Genomic DNA, 17,822 nt, shown 5'->3' on the forward strand with positions numbered 1-17,822 from the left:
AGAGATTCTCCGACTCGCGTCGTGGCCCAATCTCTGGAGAGGATGAAGTACAGATGGATGAATTTCTGGCGAACGTGCCCTGGGGAATTCTAAAGATCGAAGCAGTGGGCGGCGATGAGGATATCCCGGATGCAGATCCGGATAATCGACCTGTCTCGGCCAATGAAACCTGTGTGACCGTTGCGGTTCTCCATGGGGATTTCGGGCAGGTGCGGGTACGAATCGGCAAGGATCTGGCTGTGGAAGAAGAAGCGGTCGCATTCTCTGGAATCATTGCGTGCCCGACCCGAACACTCGAGGTCTCGGATATTGTTGGTGACACGTCCTATTTGCGGCTTCCGGTCGGTGCCGACAGAGTGGAGATTACTGTCGGGCTGGACAGGCAGGAGATGGCAGAGGTAGTGACTGTCGGATTCCGGGAACTGTGACGTAACTCTTGGTAGTCCTTGTCCTTGAAGGTGCAGGGATTTGCTCAGCCCGCTCGCCGTCTGATTGGCGGGTGGGGCTAAGACTTCTGCCGAACAGGTTGCCCAACTCTCCTTGTTGCCCTCCGCTTTCCGGGTGTTTTCATCGCTGTTTTCCTGGTTGTTCGCCGTGCACCGAAGGCGCGTCAAAAGATTGGGAGATGAGCCTGTCTTGGCGGACATTTTCACGCAGACCCGCATTGCGCTGCGAAGGTTCACCATATGGCGCCACTGCCAGCTTCGTAACGCACGCAGACTTGGACAATTTCGTTTATGCGGGTGCTCGCAGCATGGTTATGAGTGCGGCGAGTGGTCGTGAATCGGTGGTAAGAATAGTTTCCGGTTCGTCGCTTTCGCGGAGGAGAACCGTTGCGGCGCGGGTGGCAGTGACGTAGACACAGGCGGAGGCCTCCTGGCTGTATGTGGACTTCTGCCAGTGCAGTTCTGGCATGGACGGCTCCTTCAGAGGTCTCGGGTGAGTTGGGAGATGAAGTCGCGGGACTCGGGTGGGGGGAGGGCTGCCTTGGCGGTGCGGTCCAGGATCAGGCGGTAGCGCTCCAATTGGGCGGGGGAGTCGATGAGTTCCGCGCCATGGTCGGTGTCGAGTTGGACGGTGTCCAGTTGCTGTACTGGGCCGTGGAAGTAGTCGATGCCCTGCCCCGAGGTGTGGAAGGGGCCGTTCTCGAAGGGGATGACGGTGATCGTGACGTGGTTCAGTTCGCTGATCTCGTTGAGGTGGCGGAGCTGCGCATGAACGGTGGCGCGGTCGCCGAAGTGCATGCGGAGTGCGGCTTCGTGGATGATCGCTGTGTAGGGCGGGGGCTGTTCGCGGTGCGCGATTTCCTGGCGTTTGATGCGGTGTGAGACGCGGTGCTCGATCTTGTGTGGCTTGAGGGTCGGGACCGTGTGGTTGAACAGGATGCGGGCGTGGTCGGGGGTCTGCAGCAAGCCCGGGATGTTGATGACGTGGGCCACGCGCAGTGTGGTGGCGTGGTGTTCGACTTCGGTCAGATCCAGGACGCGGGGGGAGAGGATGTCCCGGTACTCCTCCCATCATCCGCGCCGGCGTTCGCCGGTCAGGGTGGTGAGGGCCTCGATCAGGGGTTCGTCGGTGCAGTCGTAGTGCCGGGCGATGGTGCGTAAACGGTCGGCGCTCACTCCGCAGCATCCCGCTTCGATGTTGCTCACGCGCGACTGCGTGCCTCCGACCAGTGCTGCCGCCTGGGTGGCGGACAAGGTCGGCTCGCTCGCGCAGCCTGCGCAGTTCGACCCCGAGGCGTCGGCGCCGGGCGGTGGGGAGGGGGTTCGGTTGTGGCATCGGCTGCGAGTTCCCATTCGTACGTACCTCGTGCAAGCCGCGCACGCGAAGGTAATGGGGCTGCATTCCCGTTAGTTCATGGAATGTAGTCCCATGAACTGTGCGGTGAGACCCAGGCCGCTCAACCGCCCCCGCCGATAACCCGGAAGCGCACCGCGCCGCACTTCACGTGTGCGCGGCACTGCCGCCACCCGGTCGGGCCGTCGAGTGAACCGAAGAGCCAACTTCCCCCGCCACAGGAGGCGTTCATGGTCACCGTATCCCCGTCGGAGTGCGAAGCGGTTCCAACTTGGGCGTACGTGCTTCAACTGCCCCACGATCCCAATGGCGCCCGCATCGCACGCGTTACCCTCCAGGCTGTCCTTGCCGGGCAGGACATGCTCCAACTCCAGTACCCCGCCAAACTGTTGGCCGCCGAGCTCGTCACCAACGCCTACCGGCACTCCACCGGCCCCGCCACCCTTCGCCTGCGCGGCCTCGGTCGCAGTCGGCTCCGGGTGAGCGCCCGGGATGCGAACCCCCATATCCCGCCCCCTTCGACAAGCGGTCCGGGGCCATCCCCGTCCCGACGGGCGCCGAAGCGGAGGGTGGGCGTGGGCTCTTTCTCGTATGCCATTACGCCGAGACGTGGGGTGGGTATCCGCTCGGCGGCGGCCCCTCCGGGGGCGGCGGGAAGCTTCTGTGGTGCGAGGTCGGTGGGTGAGCGTTGTCGAGGGGCGGGTGACTGTCACAGCCCGGCGCTATCGTGGTTCAGGCGACACGCTCTGTAGTCAATGGAGGATCGTGGTGACCGTCATGACCGAGCGCCCCCAAGCCATAGACACCCCTGCGAGCGGAGCCTTCGAGGACCTGCTCCAGATCGTCGAAGGGCTGGACACACCTGTCGGCTACAAGGCCGAGCTCATCCGGGGGAAGATCGTCGTGTCGCCGTGGTCGAAGCTGCGCTACAAGAAGGTCATGAAGTCGCTCCGGATTCAGTTGGAGCCGCATGCTCCGGAAGGGCACGACGTGGACGTGGCCCCCTTCCTCTTCACCTTCCCCGGGTCTGAGCGGGGATACGGGCCTGATCTGCACGTCGCCGACGAATCCGCCTTCGACGCCGAAGGCCGTCACGCCGACGGCGCGGCCCTTTCCCTCGCCGCCGAGCTGACCTCCGACTCCGCCAAGGACGTCGACTGGCTCGACAAGATGGAGACGTACGGGAGGGTCGTCCCTGTGTATCTGCTGCTCGACATGCGGGTCGGGGAGATCAACGTCCTCTGGGATCCGTCTCCCAAGGGGTGCCGGTCCCGGACCAACGTCCCCTTTGGGCGGCCCGTGCGCATCCCCGCGCCGTTCGACTTCGAACTCGACACGTCCGCGTTCGGCGTCCCGGAAGAGGAGAGTGCCGAGGGCGAGGAGCGGTGAGGCCAGAGGAGACAGGGAAGCCGGGCCGCTCGGCCCGGTTTGACCCCCGAACGGCTGGCCCGTAGCCTTGACCCTCGGCCTGTCGAGTGACATGCCACATTCCCGTAAACCCTCTTCCTCCCGGGTGCCGGTACCTCGGTGGTCGGGAGAGGCCGTCCGTGTCTGTTGCCGGGTGGCTGGACTGCGGGGATGCCGTCCCGAGCGAGAGAGTGAGATCCGTTTTGTACGCCATCGTGCGCAGCGGTGGTCGCCAGCACAAGGTTGCTGTCGGCGACATCGTTGAGGTTGACAAGATTTCCACCGCCAAGGTTGGCGACACGGTCGAGCTCTCGACCCTGCTCGTTGTCGACGGCGACGCTGTGACCAGCGACCCGTGGGTCCTGGCCGGCATCAAGGTCCAGGCCGAGATCGTGGACCACCACAAGGGCGTCAAGATCGACATCCTTCGCTACAAGAACAAGACCGGTTACCGCCGTCGTCAGGGCCACCGCCAGCAGTACACGGCGATCAAGGTCACTGAGATCCCCGCGGCTGCGAAGTAAGGGACTGAGGAGAGATGGCACACAAGAAGGGCGCATCGTCCACCCGGAACGGTCGCGACTCCAATGCCCAGCGGCTCGGCGTGAAGCGCTTCGGCGGTCAGGTCGTCAACGCTGGTGAGATCCTGGTCCGCCAGCGTGGCACCCACTTCCACCCCGGCGCGGGCGTCGGCCGTGGCGGCGACGACACGCTGTTCGCGCTGAACGCCGGCGCGGTGGAGTTCGGTACCCACCGTGGCCGCAAGGTCGTGAACATCGTTCCGGTCGCCGCCTGAGGCACCTGACCGGAAGCTTTCGCGAGGCGGACCTCACTTCCCCTACGGGAAGCGGGTCCGCCTTTCGCGTGTTTCTCATAGCGCAGCACCTTGCTGCACCTGCAAAGACTTTTCTGTACGTAACTGGAGGCACATCCCATGACCACCTTCGTGGACCGCGTCGAACTGCATGTCGCCGCGGGTAACGGAGGCCACGGCTGTGCCTCCGTCCACCGTGAGAAGTTCAAGCCGCTCGGCGGCCCCGACGGGGGCAACGGCGGCCGCGGCGGCGATGTGATCCTGGTCGTCGACCAGTCGATCACCACACTCCTCGACTACCACCACAAGCCGCACCGCAGCGCCACCAACGGCAAGCCCGGCGAGGGCGGCAACCGCTCCGGCAAGGACGGCCAGGACCTGATCCTGCCGGTCCCGGACGGCACCGTCATCCAGGACAAGGCCGGCAACGTGCTGGCGGACCTGGTCGGCCACGGCACCTCGTACGTCGCCGCCCAGGGCGGTCGCGGCGGCCTCGGCAACGCGGCGCTGGCCTCGGCCCGCCGCAAGGCCCCCGGCTTCGCGCTGCTCGGCGAGCCCGGCGGCTTCCACGACATCGTCATGGAGCTGAAGACGGTCGCCGACGTGGCCCTCGTCGGCTACCCGAGCGCCGGCAAGTCGTCGCTGATCTCCGTGCTGTCCGCCGCCAAGCCGAAGATCGCGGACTACCCGTTCACCACCCTCGTCCCGAACCTGGGCGTCGTGACGGCCGGCTCCACCGTCTACACGATCGCCGACGTGCCGGGTCTGATCCCGGGCGCCAGCCAGGGCAAGGGCCTCGGCCTCGAGTTCCTGCGCCACGTCGAGCGGTGCAGCGTCCTCGTGCACGTCCTCGACACGGCGACTCTCGAATCCGAGCGCGACCCGCTCTCCGACCTCGACATGATCGAGGAGGAGCTCAAGCAGTACGGCGGTCTCGGCAACCGTCCGCGCCTCGTCGTCCTGAACAAGATCGACGTCCCGGACGGCAAGGACCTCGCGGAGATGGTGCGGCCGGAGCTGGAGGCTCGCGGCTACCGCGTCTTCGAGGTGTCCGCCGTCGCCCACATGGGTCTGAAGGAGCTCTCCTTCGCCATCGCCGAGATGGTGGCCGCGTCGCGCGCGGCCAAGCCGAAGGAGGAGGCGACCCGGATCGTCATCCGCCCGAAGGCGGTCGACGACACCGGCTTCACCGTCACGCTGGAGGAGGACGGCCTGTTCCGCGTCCGGGGCGAGAAGCCCGAACGCTGGGTGCGGCAGACCGACTTCAACAACGACGAGGCCGTCGGCTACCTCGCCGACCGGCTCAACCGCCTCGGTGTGGAGGCCGCGTTGATGAAGGCGGGCGCCCGCGGCGGCGACGGCGTGGCCATCGGCCCCGAGGACAACGCGGTCGTCTTCGACTGGGAGCCGTCGGTCACGGCCGGCGCCGAGATGCTCGGCCGCCGAGGCGAGGACCACCGCTTCGAGGCCCCGCGCCCCGCGACCACCCGCCGCCGCGACAAGCAGGCCGAACGCGACGAGGCGACCCAGGAGTTCGAGGGCTTCGAGCCCTTCTAGCCCCACGGCTTCAGTCGGACAGCTCCGGTCCCACAGCTCCAGTGCCACACTTTCGGACCCGTTGCGGCCAGCGCCGCAGCGGGTCCCTCTTTGTTCCTCGCTGTGCGCGCCGAAATACCGTGGAACCCCGACAGCGAATTCCGCGGTATTCGGCTGCCCGATATGAAGAACGTGTGCGGTCCCGCCGTGGTGCCGCCTCATAGGACGTACAGATCTTCATACCGGACCGGCGGTCGGAGCCGAGACTCCTACCTTGACACGGGTGGCTCAAACGCCCGCGGCGGCGCTGGCGGGCGTCGGCAGACGCTAGAGTCAGCTCGTCACTCTCGGCAATGCGTGACTCCCTGTGCAGTTACTCACAGGATTTCCAGGCAGCATCCGGGGAAGCCGCGTCGATGTCTTAGCAATCGCCGGCGACGCAAGGTGAATGCCAGGTTGCGAGCACATTTGCAGCGAACGGCGCTCACCTTGCATCGCGGTAACCGCAAGTGGGACCCTTTCTTCGTCCCTGTCGCCACAAGGTAGGTCCTCCGTGTCCCAGCACATAGCCAAGCCCCGTACCACCGCAGTGATCCTGGCCGGTGGCACCGGCCAGCGGGTGGGCCTGTCGATTCCCAAGCAACTGCTGAAGATCGCCGGCAAGGCAGTCATCGAGCACACCCTGACGACCTTCGAGAAGGCCGACTCGGTCGACGACATCATCGTGCTGATGGCGCCGGGCTATGTGCCCGACGTCGAGAAGATCGTGTCCAAGGCAGGGTTCAAGAAGGTCCGGGCGATCATCGAGGGCGGCTCCACGCGGAACGAGACCACCGAGCGCGCCATCGCCGCCCTGGGCGAGGGACTGGCCGACGGCGAGGATCTCAACGTCCTCTTCCACGACGCCGTACGCCCCCTGCTGTCGCAGCGCGTCATCGACGACTGCGTGGTCGCGCTGGAGCGGTACCAGGCGGTGGACGTCGCCATCCCGTCCGCGGACACCATCATCGTCACGCGCACGCACGGTGAGGACGGCGAGTTCATCACGGAGATCCCGGACCGCTCCCGGCTGCGCCGCGGTCAGACCCCCCAGGCGTTCAAGCTGTCGACCATCCGCCGGGCCTACGAGGTGGCCGCCGGCGACCCCAACTTCCAGGCCACGGACGACTGCACGGTCGTCCTGCGCTACCTGCCGGACGTGCCGATCCACGTCGTGGCGGGCGACGAGTACAACATGAAGGTCACCCAGCCCGTCGACGTCTTCATCGCGGACAAGCTCTTCCAACTGGCCTCCACCGCCACGCCCGAGCCGTACGGCGAGGAGGTCTACCGCGACCTGCTCACCGGCAAGACCGTGGTCGTCTTCGGCGGTTCGTACGGCATCGGCAAGGACATCGCCGAACTCGCCGGGTCCTACGGAGCCAAGGTCTACGCCCTGGGCCGCTCCACCACCGGCACGCACGTGGAGAACCCGGAGGAGGTCGACGACGCGCTGTCCAAGGCGTACAGCGAGACCGGGCGCGTCGACTACGTCGTCAACACCGCGGGCGTCCTGCGCATCGGCAAACTGGCCGAGACCGACAACGCGACCATCGAGGAAGCGCTGAAGGTCAACTACCTTGCGCCGGTGCAGATCGCGCGTTCGGCTTACAAGTACCTGGCCGAGACGAAGGGGCAGTTGCTGCTGTACACATCGAGCAGCTACACGCGCGGTCGCGCCGAGTACAGCCTCTACTCCTCGACCAAGGCGGCCATGGTGAATCTCACCCAGGCGCTGTCCGACGAGTGGGCCGGTGACGGCATCCGGGTGAACTGCGTGAACCCGGAGCGGACGGCCACGCCGATGCGCACCAAGGCCTTCGGACAGGAGCCCGCGGGCAGCCTGCTCTCCTCCGAGGCGGTCGCCCGCACCTCGCTCGACGTGCTGCTTTCCGAACTCACGGGGCATGTCATCGATGTCCGCCAACAGGACCCGACGGCCGCCGCGGGCAAGGCCTCCGGCTTCGAACAGGCCCTGGCGGGCGTCCTCGACGTACAGGATGGCGTGGCATAATCGAGCGCAAATAGCCACCGAATTTTCAGGCCTCTGTGACTCCCTGTTTACGGAGAATTCACAGAGGCCTGAATCGTAAAACTCCAGCAAAACTCCCGAAATCTTCACAAAGGATTTTCCGGACTTTTAGCACTTATGACCGGCCCCCTCCCAGAGCAGGTTTCTCCGTGATATCCACTGCTATTCGCGTAGCCCGGGTGGGCTCCGTGGCCGAGCTGGCCGCGGCGGTCCTCATGATGCTGGGCTACCCAGGCCTCATGGCGGCCGCGCTCGTCCCGAGCGCCCCGGCCTTCGCCGCCGCGGCCGCCGTGACGTACCTGGCGGACCTCTACCTCCACCGCAAGCGCAGTCGCCTCATCGGCCTCCTGGGCAAGGTGCGGGCCGGTCTGTCCACCCGGTTCCTGGTCCGCGAACTGCTGCTGATCCTGCTGCTGGCGAGACTCGACCTCTCCCAGGAGCCGGTCTTCTACGCGGCGATCGCGTGCTTCACGGTGTTCTTCGGTCTCCAGGCCCCGCATGGCGCGCTGGTCACCCTGATCGGCAAACGCCGTCAGATGCCGGTCGTGACCAGGAACGTCGACCTGGCCTCCCGGCTGAGCATCCCGGACGCCCCGCCGCGCCTCCTGCTCAACCTCGCCACCGTGAAGATGCTCCACCTCGACCTCGCGGCCGTGGTGGGCCTGCTCGTCTGCGCGTTCACCGACTCGGTCCGCCCGGGCTACGCCGGCATCGCGGTCACGCTCGCCCTGGGCACGGTGTACGTCGTCGCGCTGGTGCCGTACCTGCGGGCGAAGCGGCTCCCGCCGAGGGCCCCCAAGGTGCTGGGCGCGGTCAGCGCCTGGCTGCGCGAGTACCGGCCGGAGACGGTGCTGTACTTCTCCGGCGGCGACGACTCCGCCTACCAGGTCAACATGTGGCTGGAGACCATGGAGGAGATGGAGGCGCGGCCCCTGATCCTGCTGCGGGAGCGCGCCATCCTGGAGAACATGGCGCCCACCTCGGTCCCCGTCATCTGCGTGCCCGGGGGGGTGCACCTGATGAACCTGGACCTGTCCATGGTGCGGGTCGCGCTGTACTGCGCCAACGTCGGCAAGAACATCCACCTGCTGCGCGTACCGACCATGAAGCACGTCTTCATCGGCCACGGCGACAGCGACAAGGCCGCCAGCGTCAACCCGTTCAGCAAGGTCTACGACGAGGTCTGGACCGCCGGCCGCGCGGGCCGCGACCGGTACGCGATCGCTGACGTCGGCATCCGCGACGAGGACGTCGTCGAGGTCGGCCGCCCGCAACTGGCGCCGATCGAGACCGCGCGGAACACCCCGCCGCAGGACCGGATCCCGACGGTGCTGTACGCGCCCACCTGGGAGGGCTGGGACGACAACCCGGGCAACACCTCGCTCATCCTGGCCGGCGAGAACATCGTCAGGAAGCTGGTCGCGGCCGAGCCCCCGGTCCGCGTCCTGTACAAGCCGCACCCCTTCACCGGCAACCGCAGCGCCAAGGCGGCCGCCGCGCACCGGCGGGTCACCGCCCTGATCAAGAAGGCCGCGGCCGAGCGCGCGGCCGACGCCCGCTTCACCGCGGACCCGGCGGCCCAGACCAAGGCCAAGGCGGAGCTGACCCGCCTCAAGGCCCGCCTGGACGGCCTCTCGCTGGCCTTCGACGAGCGCGCCGACGAGGCCGTGACCAGCCGCGACGGCATCGTCGACGTCCGCAAGCACGAGGCGGCCGCCCGGCTGCGCGCCGAGTGGAACGAGACGTACTGGCGCTCCTTCCCCTCCTACGAGCACCGGGTGATCACCGGCTCGGGACCGCGGCTGTACGACTGCTTCAACGCCTCCGAGGCGATGGTCTCCGACATCTCCAGCGTCGTCTCCGACTTCATCGCGAGCGGCAAGCCGTACGCCGTCACGGACTCGGCGGAGCTGGGCGCGGAGGAGTTCCGGCGGCAGAACACCGCGGTGCGCGCGGCCGTGCTGCTCGGCAACGGCGCAGCCGAGCTGGACCGGCTGCTGGACGCGGTGCGCGACCCGGCCGCCGATCCGCTGGCCAAGGACCGCAGGGAACTGAAGGAGTACCTGCTCGGGCCCGACGAGCCGACGTCCCTCGAACAGTTCGACGCCGCGCTCGCCGCCCTCGCACTGAAGGCCGAGGCCCGCAATCTCGGTCAGGAGTCCCACGGCCTCGCGGCGGGCGGCCCGCTGGACGGGCCGCCGGACGACGAGCCGGCCCTGACCAACGGGGTCACGACCGCCTGACGTCCGTGTTTCCCCGGACCGGGCCCCCGGAGTGAACTCTCCGGGGGCCCGGTTCTTCGTGCATCCTGTGATGTGGAACACGTGGGCGAACCGGAGCAACCCTTCCCGTTCATCGGCCGTCTATCGGATATCCAGAGGAATCATGAGCAGTCATGAGGGGACCATTGCGTGGTGAGAGGGAACAGTGACCGTTGTGCAGCCTGACGTCACGGTCGTCATCGGGGCGTACGAGGCGATGCCGTACCTGGTCGAATGCCTGGCGTCGGTCGAGGCACAGACGCTGGACCCGGCACGCCTGGAGGTCATAGCCGTCGACGACGGCTCCCGCGACGGCACCGGGGAGTACCTGGAGGAGTTCGCCGCCCGCGTCCCCATGACCGTCACGGTGATCCGCCAGGAGAACTCCGGCGGCCCCAGCGGCCCGCGCAACGTCGGCCTCGCCAAGGCCACCGGGCGCTACGTCTTCTTCCTCGACGCCGACGACCGGCTCGGCGCCGAGGCCCTGGAACGCATGGTCGCCATGGCCGACCGCAACGGCACGGACGTCGTCCTGGGCCGGGTCGAGGGCATCAACCGCAACCCCCCGAAGTCGATGTGGGGCAAGACGCTCGAGCGGACGGACGTCTTCTCCTCCAACATCAAGTTCACGCTCAGCGCGCAGAAGCTGTTCCGCCGGGAGTTCCTGGCGCGCCACGACATGCGCTTCGACGAGTCCCTGTGGACCGGCGAGGACGCGCTGTTCACCATGGAGGCCTATCTGCGGGCCGACGGCGTCTCCGTGGTCGCCGACTACACCTGCTACTACCTGGTCGGCCGAACCGACGGCAAGCATGTGACGAAGAGCGGCAGCTACACGCTGCGCTTCGACTCCGCGCGCGCCCTGATGGGCCTGCTGGAGCGGCTGCTCCCGCCCGGCGCCAAGCGTGACGTGCTCATGGTCCGCCCGTTCCTGGTCACCGTGCTGCCGCAGTTCGGGCCCGTCTTCCTCCGGAACGACGAGGAGATCCGGCGCACCAAGCTGGAGCTGGCCAAACCCCTGATGGACGCGTACTGGAACGAAGGCGTGGCCCAGCGCCTCAACGTGCACGAGCGGCTGCGCTTGGAGCTGGTCGCCCGGCAGCGCCCCGACCTCCTCGTGGACGTCCTGGAGTTCATCCAGGCCAAGACCGCGCCGACGCCCGTCCTGAAGAAGCGCAACACCCAGCTCTACCTGGCCTACCCGCACTACGGCTCGGCCACGGCCGGCATCCCCGACCGCGTCTACCTCGCCGAACCCCGCGAGGCCAAGGCCTACCCGGGCTGGCGCAAGGACACCACCGAGACCTTCCTGCGCGGCTTCACCCGCAAGGTCCGCCGGAAGCTCAGCAGAATCCGCCGCCGGCCGATGCGCCCGGGCGGCACGGCAGCGGCCTGAGACCCGCCGGTCACCGCGTGAGCGAACGGTCGCGACGTGAACACCGTCCGCGAAGTGAAACCCCCGCGCGGCCTCCGCCCCTGTTCGCGTAGATTGCCAGGCGGGCAGCCGTGGAGCTACGCAAGGGGCGCAGAACAAGGTGGCAGGGGCAAGGCAGGCCGCAGGAGCAGCGGCAGCAGCAGGGGCCAGGCAGGCCGTGGGGGAGGCCCGCCGGATCGTCGTCAAGGTCGGCTCCTCGTCGCTGACCACCGCCGCCGGCGGGCTCGACGCCGACCGGGTCGACGCGCTCGTCGACGTCCTCACCAAGAGCCGCAGCGGGGGCGAGAAGGAGGTCGTGCTCGTCTCCTCCGGCGCCATCGCCGCCGGGCTCGCCCCGCTGGGGCTGCGCCGCCGGCCCAAGGATCTCGCCCGCCAGCAGGCCGCCGCCAGCGTCGGCCAGGGCCTGCTCATCGCCCGCTACACCGCCTCCTTCGCGCGCTACGGCGTCCGCGTCGGCCAGGTGCTGCTGACCAGCGACGACATGAGCCGGCGCGCTCACCACCGCAACGCCTCCCGCACCCTGGACAAGCTGCTCGCGATGGGCGCGTTCCCGATCGTGAACGAGAACGACACCGTCGCCACCGACGAGATCCGCTTCGGCGACAACGACCGGCTCGCCGCCCTCGTCGCCCACCTCGTCCACGCCGACCTGCTGGTCCTGCTGTCCGACGTCGACGGCGTCTACGACGGCGACCCCAGCAGGCCCGGCACCTCGCGGGTCGCCGAGGTGCGGGGCCCCGAGGATCTCGCGCACGTCGAGATCGGCAGCGCCGGCAAGGCGGGCGTCGGCATCGGCGGCATGGCCACCAAGATCGAGGCCGCCCGGATCGCGGCCGCCGCGGGCATCCCCGTGGTCCTCACCAGCGCCGTCCACGCCGCCGACGCCTTCACCGGCGGGGACACCGGCACCTACTTCCACCCCACCGGCAAACGCTCCGCGGACCGGCTGCTGTGGCTCCAGCACGCGTCCACCCCGCAGGGCTCGCTCACGCTGGACGACGGGGCCGTGCGCGCGGTCGTCGAGCGGCGCACCTCGCTGTTGCCGGCCGGGATCGCCGCCGTCGAGGGCGAGTTCAGCGCGGGCGACCCCGTCGAACTGCGCGACACCCGGGGCCGTGCGGTGGCCCGCGGCCTCGTCAACTTCGACGCCAAGGAGATCCCGCAACTGATCGGCCGGTCGACCCGGGATCTGGCGCGGGAGCTGGGCGCGGAGTACGAGCGCGAGGTCGTCCACCGGGACGACCTGGTGATCCTGCACCCGTAAACCCGCTCGAACGGTCCGTACCGGTGGGGGACGTTCCGTGAAACCGCCCCACGGAGCCGTGCGGCCTGCTCAACTTTGTCTCAGGGACAGGCTGCGGGAGTCCGGCGGGTCACCGCAGGACACATCCCGCACGAACGCTGCGTAAAGGAGGCCGTCGTGAGACGAGTGCGCCCTGGGGTGGCAGCGGCCCGTGGGAGTACCGGCGGGACCGGTTCCACGTCATCGGCGTCGTCCTCGTCGGCGTCGACGACGTCGTCCCGCGCGGCGGGTTCGTCGGTGGCGCGGGCGCCCGGCGAGGAGCGTGCCCTGACCAGCGTGGCGGCCGGCGAGCGGTACCGGGCGCAGGCGCAGGTCCAGGACCAGGCCCAGGAGGACACCGAGCCGAAGGGCGGGCGGCCCGCGGACCTCCCCCGGCTGTGGCACGTCACCCTCAGCGTCTCCGGCGAACAGGCCCCGGTGACGGAGGTCCGGCGCGCGCTCGAACAGCTCGCCCACGACCACCCCTTCCTCCTGACCAGCAGATACGCGGGCGACCACGCCGAGATCCGGTACTGGGAGGAGGCCCGCGACCTGCACGACGCGGCCGCCGTCGCCCTGCGCCTGTGGGGCGAGCACCGCCACACGGCCGGCCTGCCGCCCTGGGAGATCGTCGGCCTGGAGGTCATCGACCGCCAGACCTACCACCAGCGCATCGCGGAGGGCTACGGCCCGGCCCCGGCGACCCCGGTCGGGGTCCACCCCTACTGACACCCCGCCCGACACCCCGCGCCGGTGCGTCTCGGGGGCTGGAACGAGAGGTGAAGGGGCCCGCGCGGCGCACTACCCTTCCCGTATGACCACGCTCTCGCCGTACGACTCCATGTCCCCGGTCACCCGCGCCGCCTACCGCGCCAAGGCGGCCGCCGCCGACCTCGCGCCGCTGCCCCGGGCGGCGAAGGACGACGCGCTGCTCGCCATCGCGGACGCGCTGGAGGTCCGTACGAGTGAGATCGTCGAGGCCAACGCCAAGGACATCGCCAAGGCGCGCGAGGCCGGGACCAGCGAGTCGATCGTCGACCGGCTGACCCTCACCCCGGAGCGGGTCCGCGCCATCGCCTCCGACGTGCGGGACGTCGTGGCGCTGCCCGACCCGGTCGGCGAGGTCGTCCGCGGCTCCACCCTCCCCAACGGCATCGACCTGCGCCAGGTCCGCGTCCCGCTCGGCGTCGTCGGCATCATCTACGAGGCCCGGCCGAACGTCACCGTGGACGCCGCCGCCCTCTGCCTGAAGTCGGGCAACGCGGTCCTGCTGCGCGGCTCGTCCTCCGCGTACGAGTCGAACACCGCCCTCGTCCGGGTGATCCGCGACGCGGTCGGCGGCGCGGGGCTGCCCGCCGACGCCGTACAGCTCGTGCCCGGCGAGGGCCGTGACAGCGTGCGCGAGCTGATGCGCTCGCGCGGTCTGGTCGACGTCCTCATCCCGCGCGGCGGCGCTTCGCTCATCCAGACCGTCGTGGCCGAGTCCACCGTCCCGGTCATCGAGACCGGCGTCGGCAACTGCCACGTCTACGTCGACGCGCACGCCGACCTCGACATGGCGATCGACATCCTGATCAACTCCAAGGCGCAGCGGCCGAGCGTCTGCAACTCCGCCGAGACCCTCCTCGTGCACCAGGACATCGCCCCCGAGTTCCTGCCCCGCGCCCTCGACGCGCTCGCCGAGGCGGGCGTCACCGTGCACGCCGACGAGCGGGTGCAGGCCTACGCCAAGGACTCCAAGGCGACCGTCGTCGAGGCCACGCCCGAGGACTGGGAGACGGAGTACCTGTCGTACGACATCGCCGCGGCGGTCGTCGACTCCCTCGACAAGGCCGTCGAGCACATCCGGCTGTGGACCTCCGGTCACACCGAGGCGATCGTCACCACCTCGCAGCAGGCGGCCCGCCGCTTCACCCAGTTGGTCGACTCCACCACGGTGGCGGTGAACGCCTCCACCCGGTTCACCGACGGCGGCCAGTTCGGCTTCGGCGCGGAGATCGGCATTTCCACCCAGAAGCTGCACGCCCGGGGCCCGATGGGCCTGCCGGAGCTGACCAGCACCAAGTACATCGTCACCGGCGACGGGCACGTACGGCGCTGACGAATTTCCGTACCGCCTGCCCAAATTGACCCTCCAGGTCTACTCTGGACTTGTGCCGGAGGACGTGGGGGGTATGCCGTTCCCTGACGGCTGGGAGCCCGACGACGAACACGACCGCGGGGTGTCGGACGAAGAGTTCGCCTCCGTGGTCCTCGACGAGGCCTTCGTACAGGCGGCCGTGGTGCACGAGCCGACCGCCTTCGAACGCCTCCTGGCCGCCTCGGAGGCGAGAGCCGAGGCCTCCGAGGCGGAGGCCCGCCGCGCCCGCGCCCGCCGCGACCGCTACGACGACGCGTACGGCCCCGACGGCCCGGGCGATTTCGGCCACGACCCGGAACTCGACGAGCTGGACGACGCCGACCTCGACGAAGGGTGCTACGGCGCTCCGGGGACCTACGGCAAGCACGTCCGCTGGCATCGCCCGGTGGCCTGGATGCTCGCCGTGATCATGGGCGTCGGCATGGTGGCGCTGGCCTTCGCCGCGGTCTACCGGGGCGCGTCGTCCTCCGGAAGCCGCGACCAGGTGCCGCTGCCGGCCACGACCGGTCTCGAACAGGGGAGCGTGCCGCACCCGTCGGCCTCCGCCAGCTATTCCCAGCCACCTGTCTCGGCGGTCCCGCGCACACCCTGAACACATGTGCGACGCAGGCCCGTGCGAAGGATGCGCGAGGGGTGCGCCGGGGGTAGGTGTGCGGGGCCGGAGCTGGTGAGAACCTGTCAGAACTTGTCGTACAGCCGGGCGTTTACCTGGGCTCCGTGCGACCTACTCTCAAAGTATGGCCGGGCCTGGAGACCCACCCGAGGGGACACCCGAGAGCACGTCCGGAGGTGGCGAGGACGAGTACCGATCCGTCGTCTTCGACGAATCGTTCGTCCGCGCTGCCCGTATCCAGGAGTACTCCGCGCAGGAGCGCATGGCCGACCACGCGCCCGCCGTCCGCCGCCGCCCGCCGCTGCGCCGGGGCCTGTCCCGGCAGGTGCTGATCCTGGTCCTGCTGATCGCCGTCGCCTTCGGCACCGCCCTCTATATGGGCGTCCGCAGCCCCTACCGGGAGTCGGTGCTGCGCGGGCCGGTGGAGCCGCTGCGGATGACCGTCGTCCCGCTCGCCCCGCAGGGCGCCGTGCCCGGGGCGGCCGACCCCGGGACGCTGTTCGCGCACAGTCCCGCCGCGCGGTTCCGCATCGGTGCCGAGGGCATTCCGCTGCCCGCCTCCCGGCGCACCGCGCACTTCTCCGACAGCCAGGTCGTGACCGCCCTGACGGCGGCCAAGGACTACATCGTGCACTCCTCGCTCTACCCGGAGGTGCTCACCGGGCAGCAGGTGCGGCCCGTGCGCGCCCTGATCGACGCCGAGCAGCTCGACCAGTTCGACGAGAGCTTCAGCCACCCGGCCGCCGACGGCAGACACGCGCCGACCGGCTGGCTGGTCCGCTTCGACCCGGCCAGGGCCCAGCTCGCCGACAGCGGCATCCGCGTCCAGGGCACGCTGCAGGCCGCCGAGACCGACGACTCGACCCTCGAGGTCACCGCCGACCACACCTTCGTCTACGCGCTACGGCCCACCGGCGCCGCCGCCACCGCCCCGGCCTCCCTCTTCACCGTCCGCCGCGAGCTGCACTTCCGCTTCGACCGCGACGACCTGCGCACCCACCAACTCCAACTGATCGTCGCCTACGTCCAGGCCGGCCCCCTGTCCTGCGCCGAGAACACCGCGAACCACCTACGCCCCCTGCTGGCCGGCGAGACCGCCCAGACGGGCGGCCCGCCCGGCACGGACCCCTACGCGACGGGCGACGCGACGGCCCTGTGCGGCACCTTGTCGACCAGCGCACAGCCGAAGGTGTGAGGGCAGGCGGGCAGGCGTGGGGGCGTGGTCAGTTCCCGTCGCGCGGCGGGGGGTCCGTCGGGTCGGACGAGCCGTTCCGGGGCGGCTGGTCGGTGGACGGGGGCGGGGTCGGAGCCGCGAAGCCGCCGAAGCCGCGCCGCACCCGGCCGCCCAGGTCGCCCGCACCGCCCGCGAGGTCGCTGACCAGCTTCATCAGCGGGTCCTTGGAGCTCTTGACGCTGGTCGCGTAGTGGGCGGCGGACTCGCGGAAGGAGTCCGTGACCGAGGTGTCCTTGTCCTCGTCGCGGCGCGGGTAGTGGCCGTCCATGATCCGCTGGTGGTCGCGGGACTCGGCCCACTTCTTCAGCTCGGCCGCCCGCACGGTGGTGAAGGGGTGGGTGCGGGGCAGCACGTTGAGGATCTTCAGCACGGAGTCGCGCAGGTCGCCGCCGGCCTCGTACTCCTCGGCCTGCTTCAGGAAGGCGTCCACGTTCATCTCGTGCAGGTGGTTGCCGCCGGCGATCTTCATCAGGCCGCGCATCGACGCCTTCAGGTCCTGGCCGACGAGGAGCCCCGCGCGGTCGGCGGACAGCTCCGACTTGCGGAACCACTCGCGCAGCGCCGTCACGATCGCCATGATCGCGAGGTTGCCCAGCGGGATCCAGGCGACCCGGACCGCCAGGTTGGTCAGGAACAGCAGGATCGTGCGGTACACGGCGTGCCCGGACAGGGCGTGGCCCACCTCGTGGCCGACGACCGCCCGCATCTCCTCCTCGTCGAGCAGCTCGACGAGCCCGGTGGTGACCATGATGATCGGCTCGTCCAGACCGATGCACATCGCGTTGGGCTGCGGGTCCTGGCTGACGTACATCGGCGGGACCTTCTCCAGGTCCAGGATCTGACAGGCGTCCCGCAGCATGTCGTGCAGGTGCGCGAACTGCTGGTCGGAGACCCGCACCGAATCGGACAGGAACAGCAGCCGGAGACTGCGCTCGGGCAGCAGCCCGCTGAGCGCCTTGAACACCGTGTCGAAACCGCTCAGCTTGCGCAGCGCCACCAGGGCGGAGCGGTCGGCCGGATGCTCGTAGGCCCGCGAGGAGATTCCGGGGAAGCGCCTGCGCTGCCTGCTCGGCACGTGCTCGCGGCCCGTGCCCTCGTTCTCGTGGCGGTCGTCGGACATGTCTTCCCCCATGTACGTCTGTCTGGCCCTCTACCTGACCCGCTGCCTGACCCTTCACGCCTGACCCTTTGCGGACCCTTGTGCGGCCCTTTGCGCCCCCGAAGCAGGA

General features: G+C 69.1%; 17 protein-coding genes. 13 read left to right on the top strand and 4 right to left on the bottom strand.

Going from position 1 to position 17,822, the window contains the following annotated elements:
* Window positions 1–53: 53 nt before the first annotated feature.
* Window positions 54–428: a hypothetical protein gene (locus tag BMZ82_RS21795; protein ID WP_143098890.1), complete on the top strand. Its 375-nt coding sequence runs from the start codon at window positions 54–56 to the stop codon at window positions 426–428.
* A gap of 307 nt (window positions 429–735) precedes the next feature.
* Here BMZ82_RS21795 and BMZ82_RS21800 read toward each other — a convergent pair whose 3' ends face one another.
* The 3 genes from BMZ82_RS21800 to BMZ82_RS42740 form a co-directional block, all read right to left on the bottom strand.
* Entirely contained in the window at window positions 736–915 is a 180-nt protein-coding gene (locus tag BMZ82_RS21800) for a DUF397 domain-containing protein (RefSeq protein ID WP_093778309.1), read from the bottom strand.
* Between the two features lie 11 nt (window positions 916–926).
* On the bottom strand, window positions 927–1,439 hold the full coding sequence (locus BMZ82_RS42735; protein WP_371271275.1) for a DUF5753 domain-containing protein: 513 nt from the start codon (window positions 1,437–1,439) through the stop codon (window positions 927–929).
* 78 nt (window positions 1,440–1,517) lie between these two features.
* Entirely contained in the window at window positions 1,518–1,652 is a 135-nt protein-coding gene (locus tag BMZ82_RS42740; protein WP_371271276.1) for a hypothetical protein, read from the bottom strand.
* A gap of 925 nt (window positions 1,653–2,577) precedes the next feature.
* Here BMZ82_RS42740 and BMZ82_RS21815 point away from each other — a divergent pair.
* The 12 genes from BMZ82_RS21815 to BMZ82_RS21870 all read left to right on the top strand — a co-directional run bounded on the left by BMZ82_RS21815 (window position 2,578) and on the right by BMZ82_RS21870 (window position 16,554).
* Complete coding sequence (locus tag BMZ82_RS21815; protein WP_371271279.1) at window positions 2,578–3,189, top strand: Uma2 family endonuclease; 612 nt, start codon at window positions 2,578–2,580, stop codon at window positions 3,187–3,189.
* A 221-nt stretch (window positions 3,190–3,410) separates the two neighbouring features.
* Window positions 3,411–3,731, top strand: coding sequence for a 50S ribosomal protein L21 (gene rplU / locus BMZ82_RS21820; RefSeq protein ID WP_006374708.1), 321 nt, complete (start codon window positions 3,411–3,413; stop codon window positions 3,729–3,731).
* A gap of 14 nt (window positions 3,732–3,745) precedes the next feature.
* A complete protein-coding gene (gene rpmA, locus BMZ82_RS21825) occupies window positions 3,746–4,003 on the top strand; it encodes a 50S ribosomal protein L27 (protein WP_093778313.1) in 258 nt (85 codons plus the stop codon).
* A 138-nt stretch (window positions 4,004–4,141) separates the two neighbouring features.
* Entirely contained in the window at window positions 4,142–5,578 is a 1,437-nt protein-coding gene (gene obgE, locus BMZ82_RS21830; RefSeq protein WP_093778315.1) for a GTPase ObgE, read from the top strand.
* A gap of 532 nt (window positions 5,579–6,110) precedes the next feature.
* Window positions 6,111–7,610, top strand: a complete 1,500-nt coding sequence (locus tag BMZ82_RS21835) for a bifunctional cytidylyltransferase/SDR family oxidoreductase (RefSeq protein WP_093778317.1) — start codon at window positions 6,111–6,113, stop codon at window positions 7,608–7,610.
* 197 nt (window positions 7,611–7,807) lie between these two features.
* The gene (locus tag BMZ82_RS21840; protein ID WP_093778319.1) at window positions 7,808–9,871 is read left to right on the top strand and encodes a hypothetical protein; all 2,064 of its coding nucleotides are present in this window, start codon (window positions 7,808–7,810) and stop codon (window positions 9,869–9,871) included.
* 184 nt (window positions 9,872–10,055) lie between these two features.
* Window positions 10,056–11,285, top strand: coding sequence for a glycosyltransferase family 2 protein (locus BMZ82_RS21845; RefSeq protein WP_093778321.1), 1,230 nt, complete (start codon window positions 10,056–10,058; stop codon window positions 11,283–11,285).
* A gap of 196 nt (window positions 11,286–11,481) precedes the next feature.
* Window positions 11,482–12,588 (top strand): glutamate 5-kinase, encoded by a 1,107-nt coding sequence (proB, locus tag BMZ82_RS21850; RefSeq protein WP_093778323.1) that lies wholly within the window; start codon window positions 11,482–11,484, stop codon window positions 12,586–12,588.
* Between the two features lie 156 nt (window positions 12,589–12,744).
* Window positions 12,745–13,335 (top strand): hypothetical protein, encoded by a 591-nt coding sequence (locus BMZ82_RS21855; RefSeq protein ID WP_093778325.1) that lies wholly within the window; start codon window positions 12,745–12,747, stop codon window positions 13,333–13,335.
* A gap of 85 nt (window positions 13,336–13,420) precedes the next feature.
* Window positions 13,421–14,707 (top strand): glutamate-5-semialdehyde dehydrogenase, encoded by a 1,287-nt coding sequence (locus BMZ82_RS21860; RefSeq protein ID WP_093778327.1) that lies wholly within the window; start codon window positions 13,421–13,423, stop codon window positions 14,705–14,707.
* 52 nt (window positions 14,708–14,759) lie between these two features.
* Window positions 14,760–15,338 (top strand): SCO2584 family spore wall biosynthesis protein, encoded by a 579-nt coding sequence (locus BMZ82_RS21865; RefSeq protein ID WP_177244597.1) that lies wholly within the window; start codon window positions 14,760–14,762, stop codon window positions 15,336–15,338.
* A 145-nt stretch (window positions 15,339–15,483) separates the two neighbouring features.
* Window positions 15,484–16,554 (top strand): SCO2583 family membrane protein, encoded by a 1,071-nt coding sequence (locus BMZ82_RS21870; protein ID WP_093778331.1) that lies wholly within the window; start codon window positions 15,484–15,486, stop codon window positions 16,552–16,554.
* A gap of 28 nt (window positions 16,555–16,582) precedes the next feature.
* On the opposite strand, the gene BMZ82_RS21875 is transcribed toward BMZ82_RS21870, so the two are convergent.
* A complete protein-coding gene (locus BMZ82_RS21875; protein WP_093778333.1) occupies window positions 16,583–17,713 on the bottom strand; it encodes a M48 family metallopeptidase in 1,131 nt (376 codons plus the stop codon).
* Between the last annotated feature and the right edge of the window lie 109 nt (window positions 17,714–17,822).

The organism is Streptomyces sp. yr375 (assembly GCF_900110755.1).
In the GTDB taxonomy this organism is placed as follows: Bacteria; Actinomycetota; Actinomycetes; order Streptomycetales; family Streptomycetaceae; genus Streptomyces.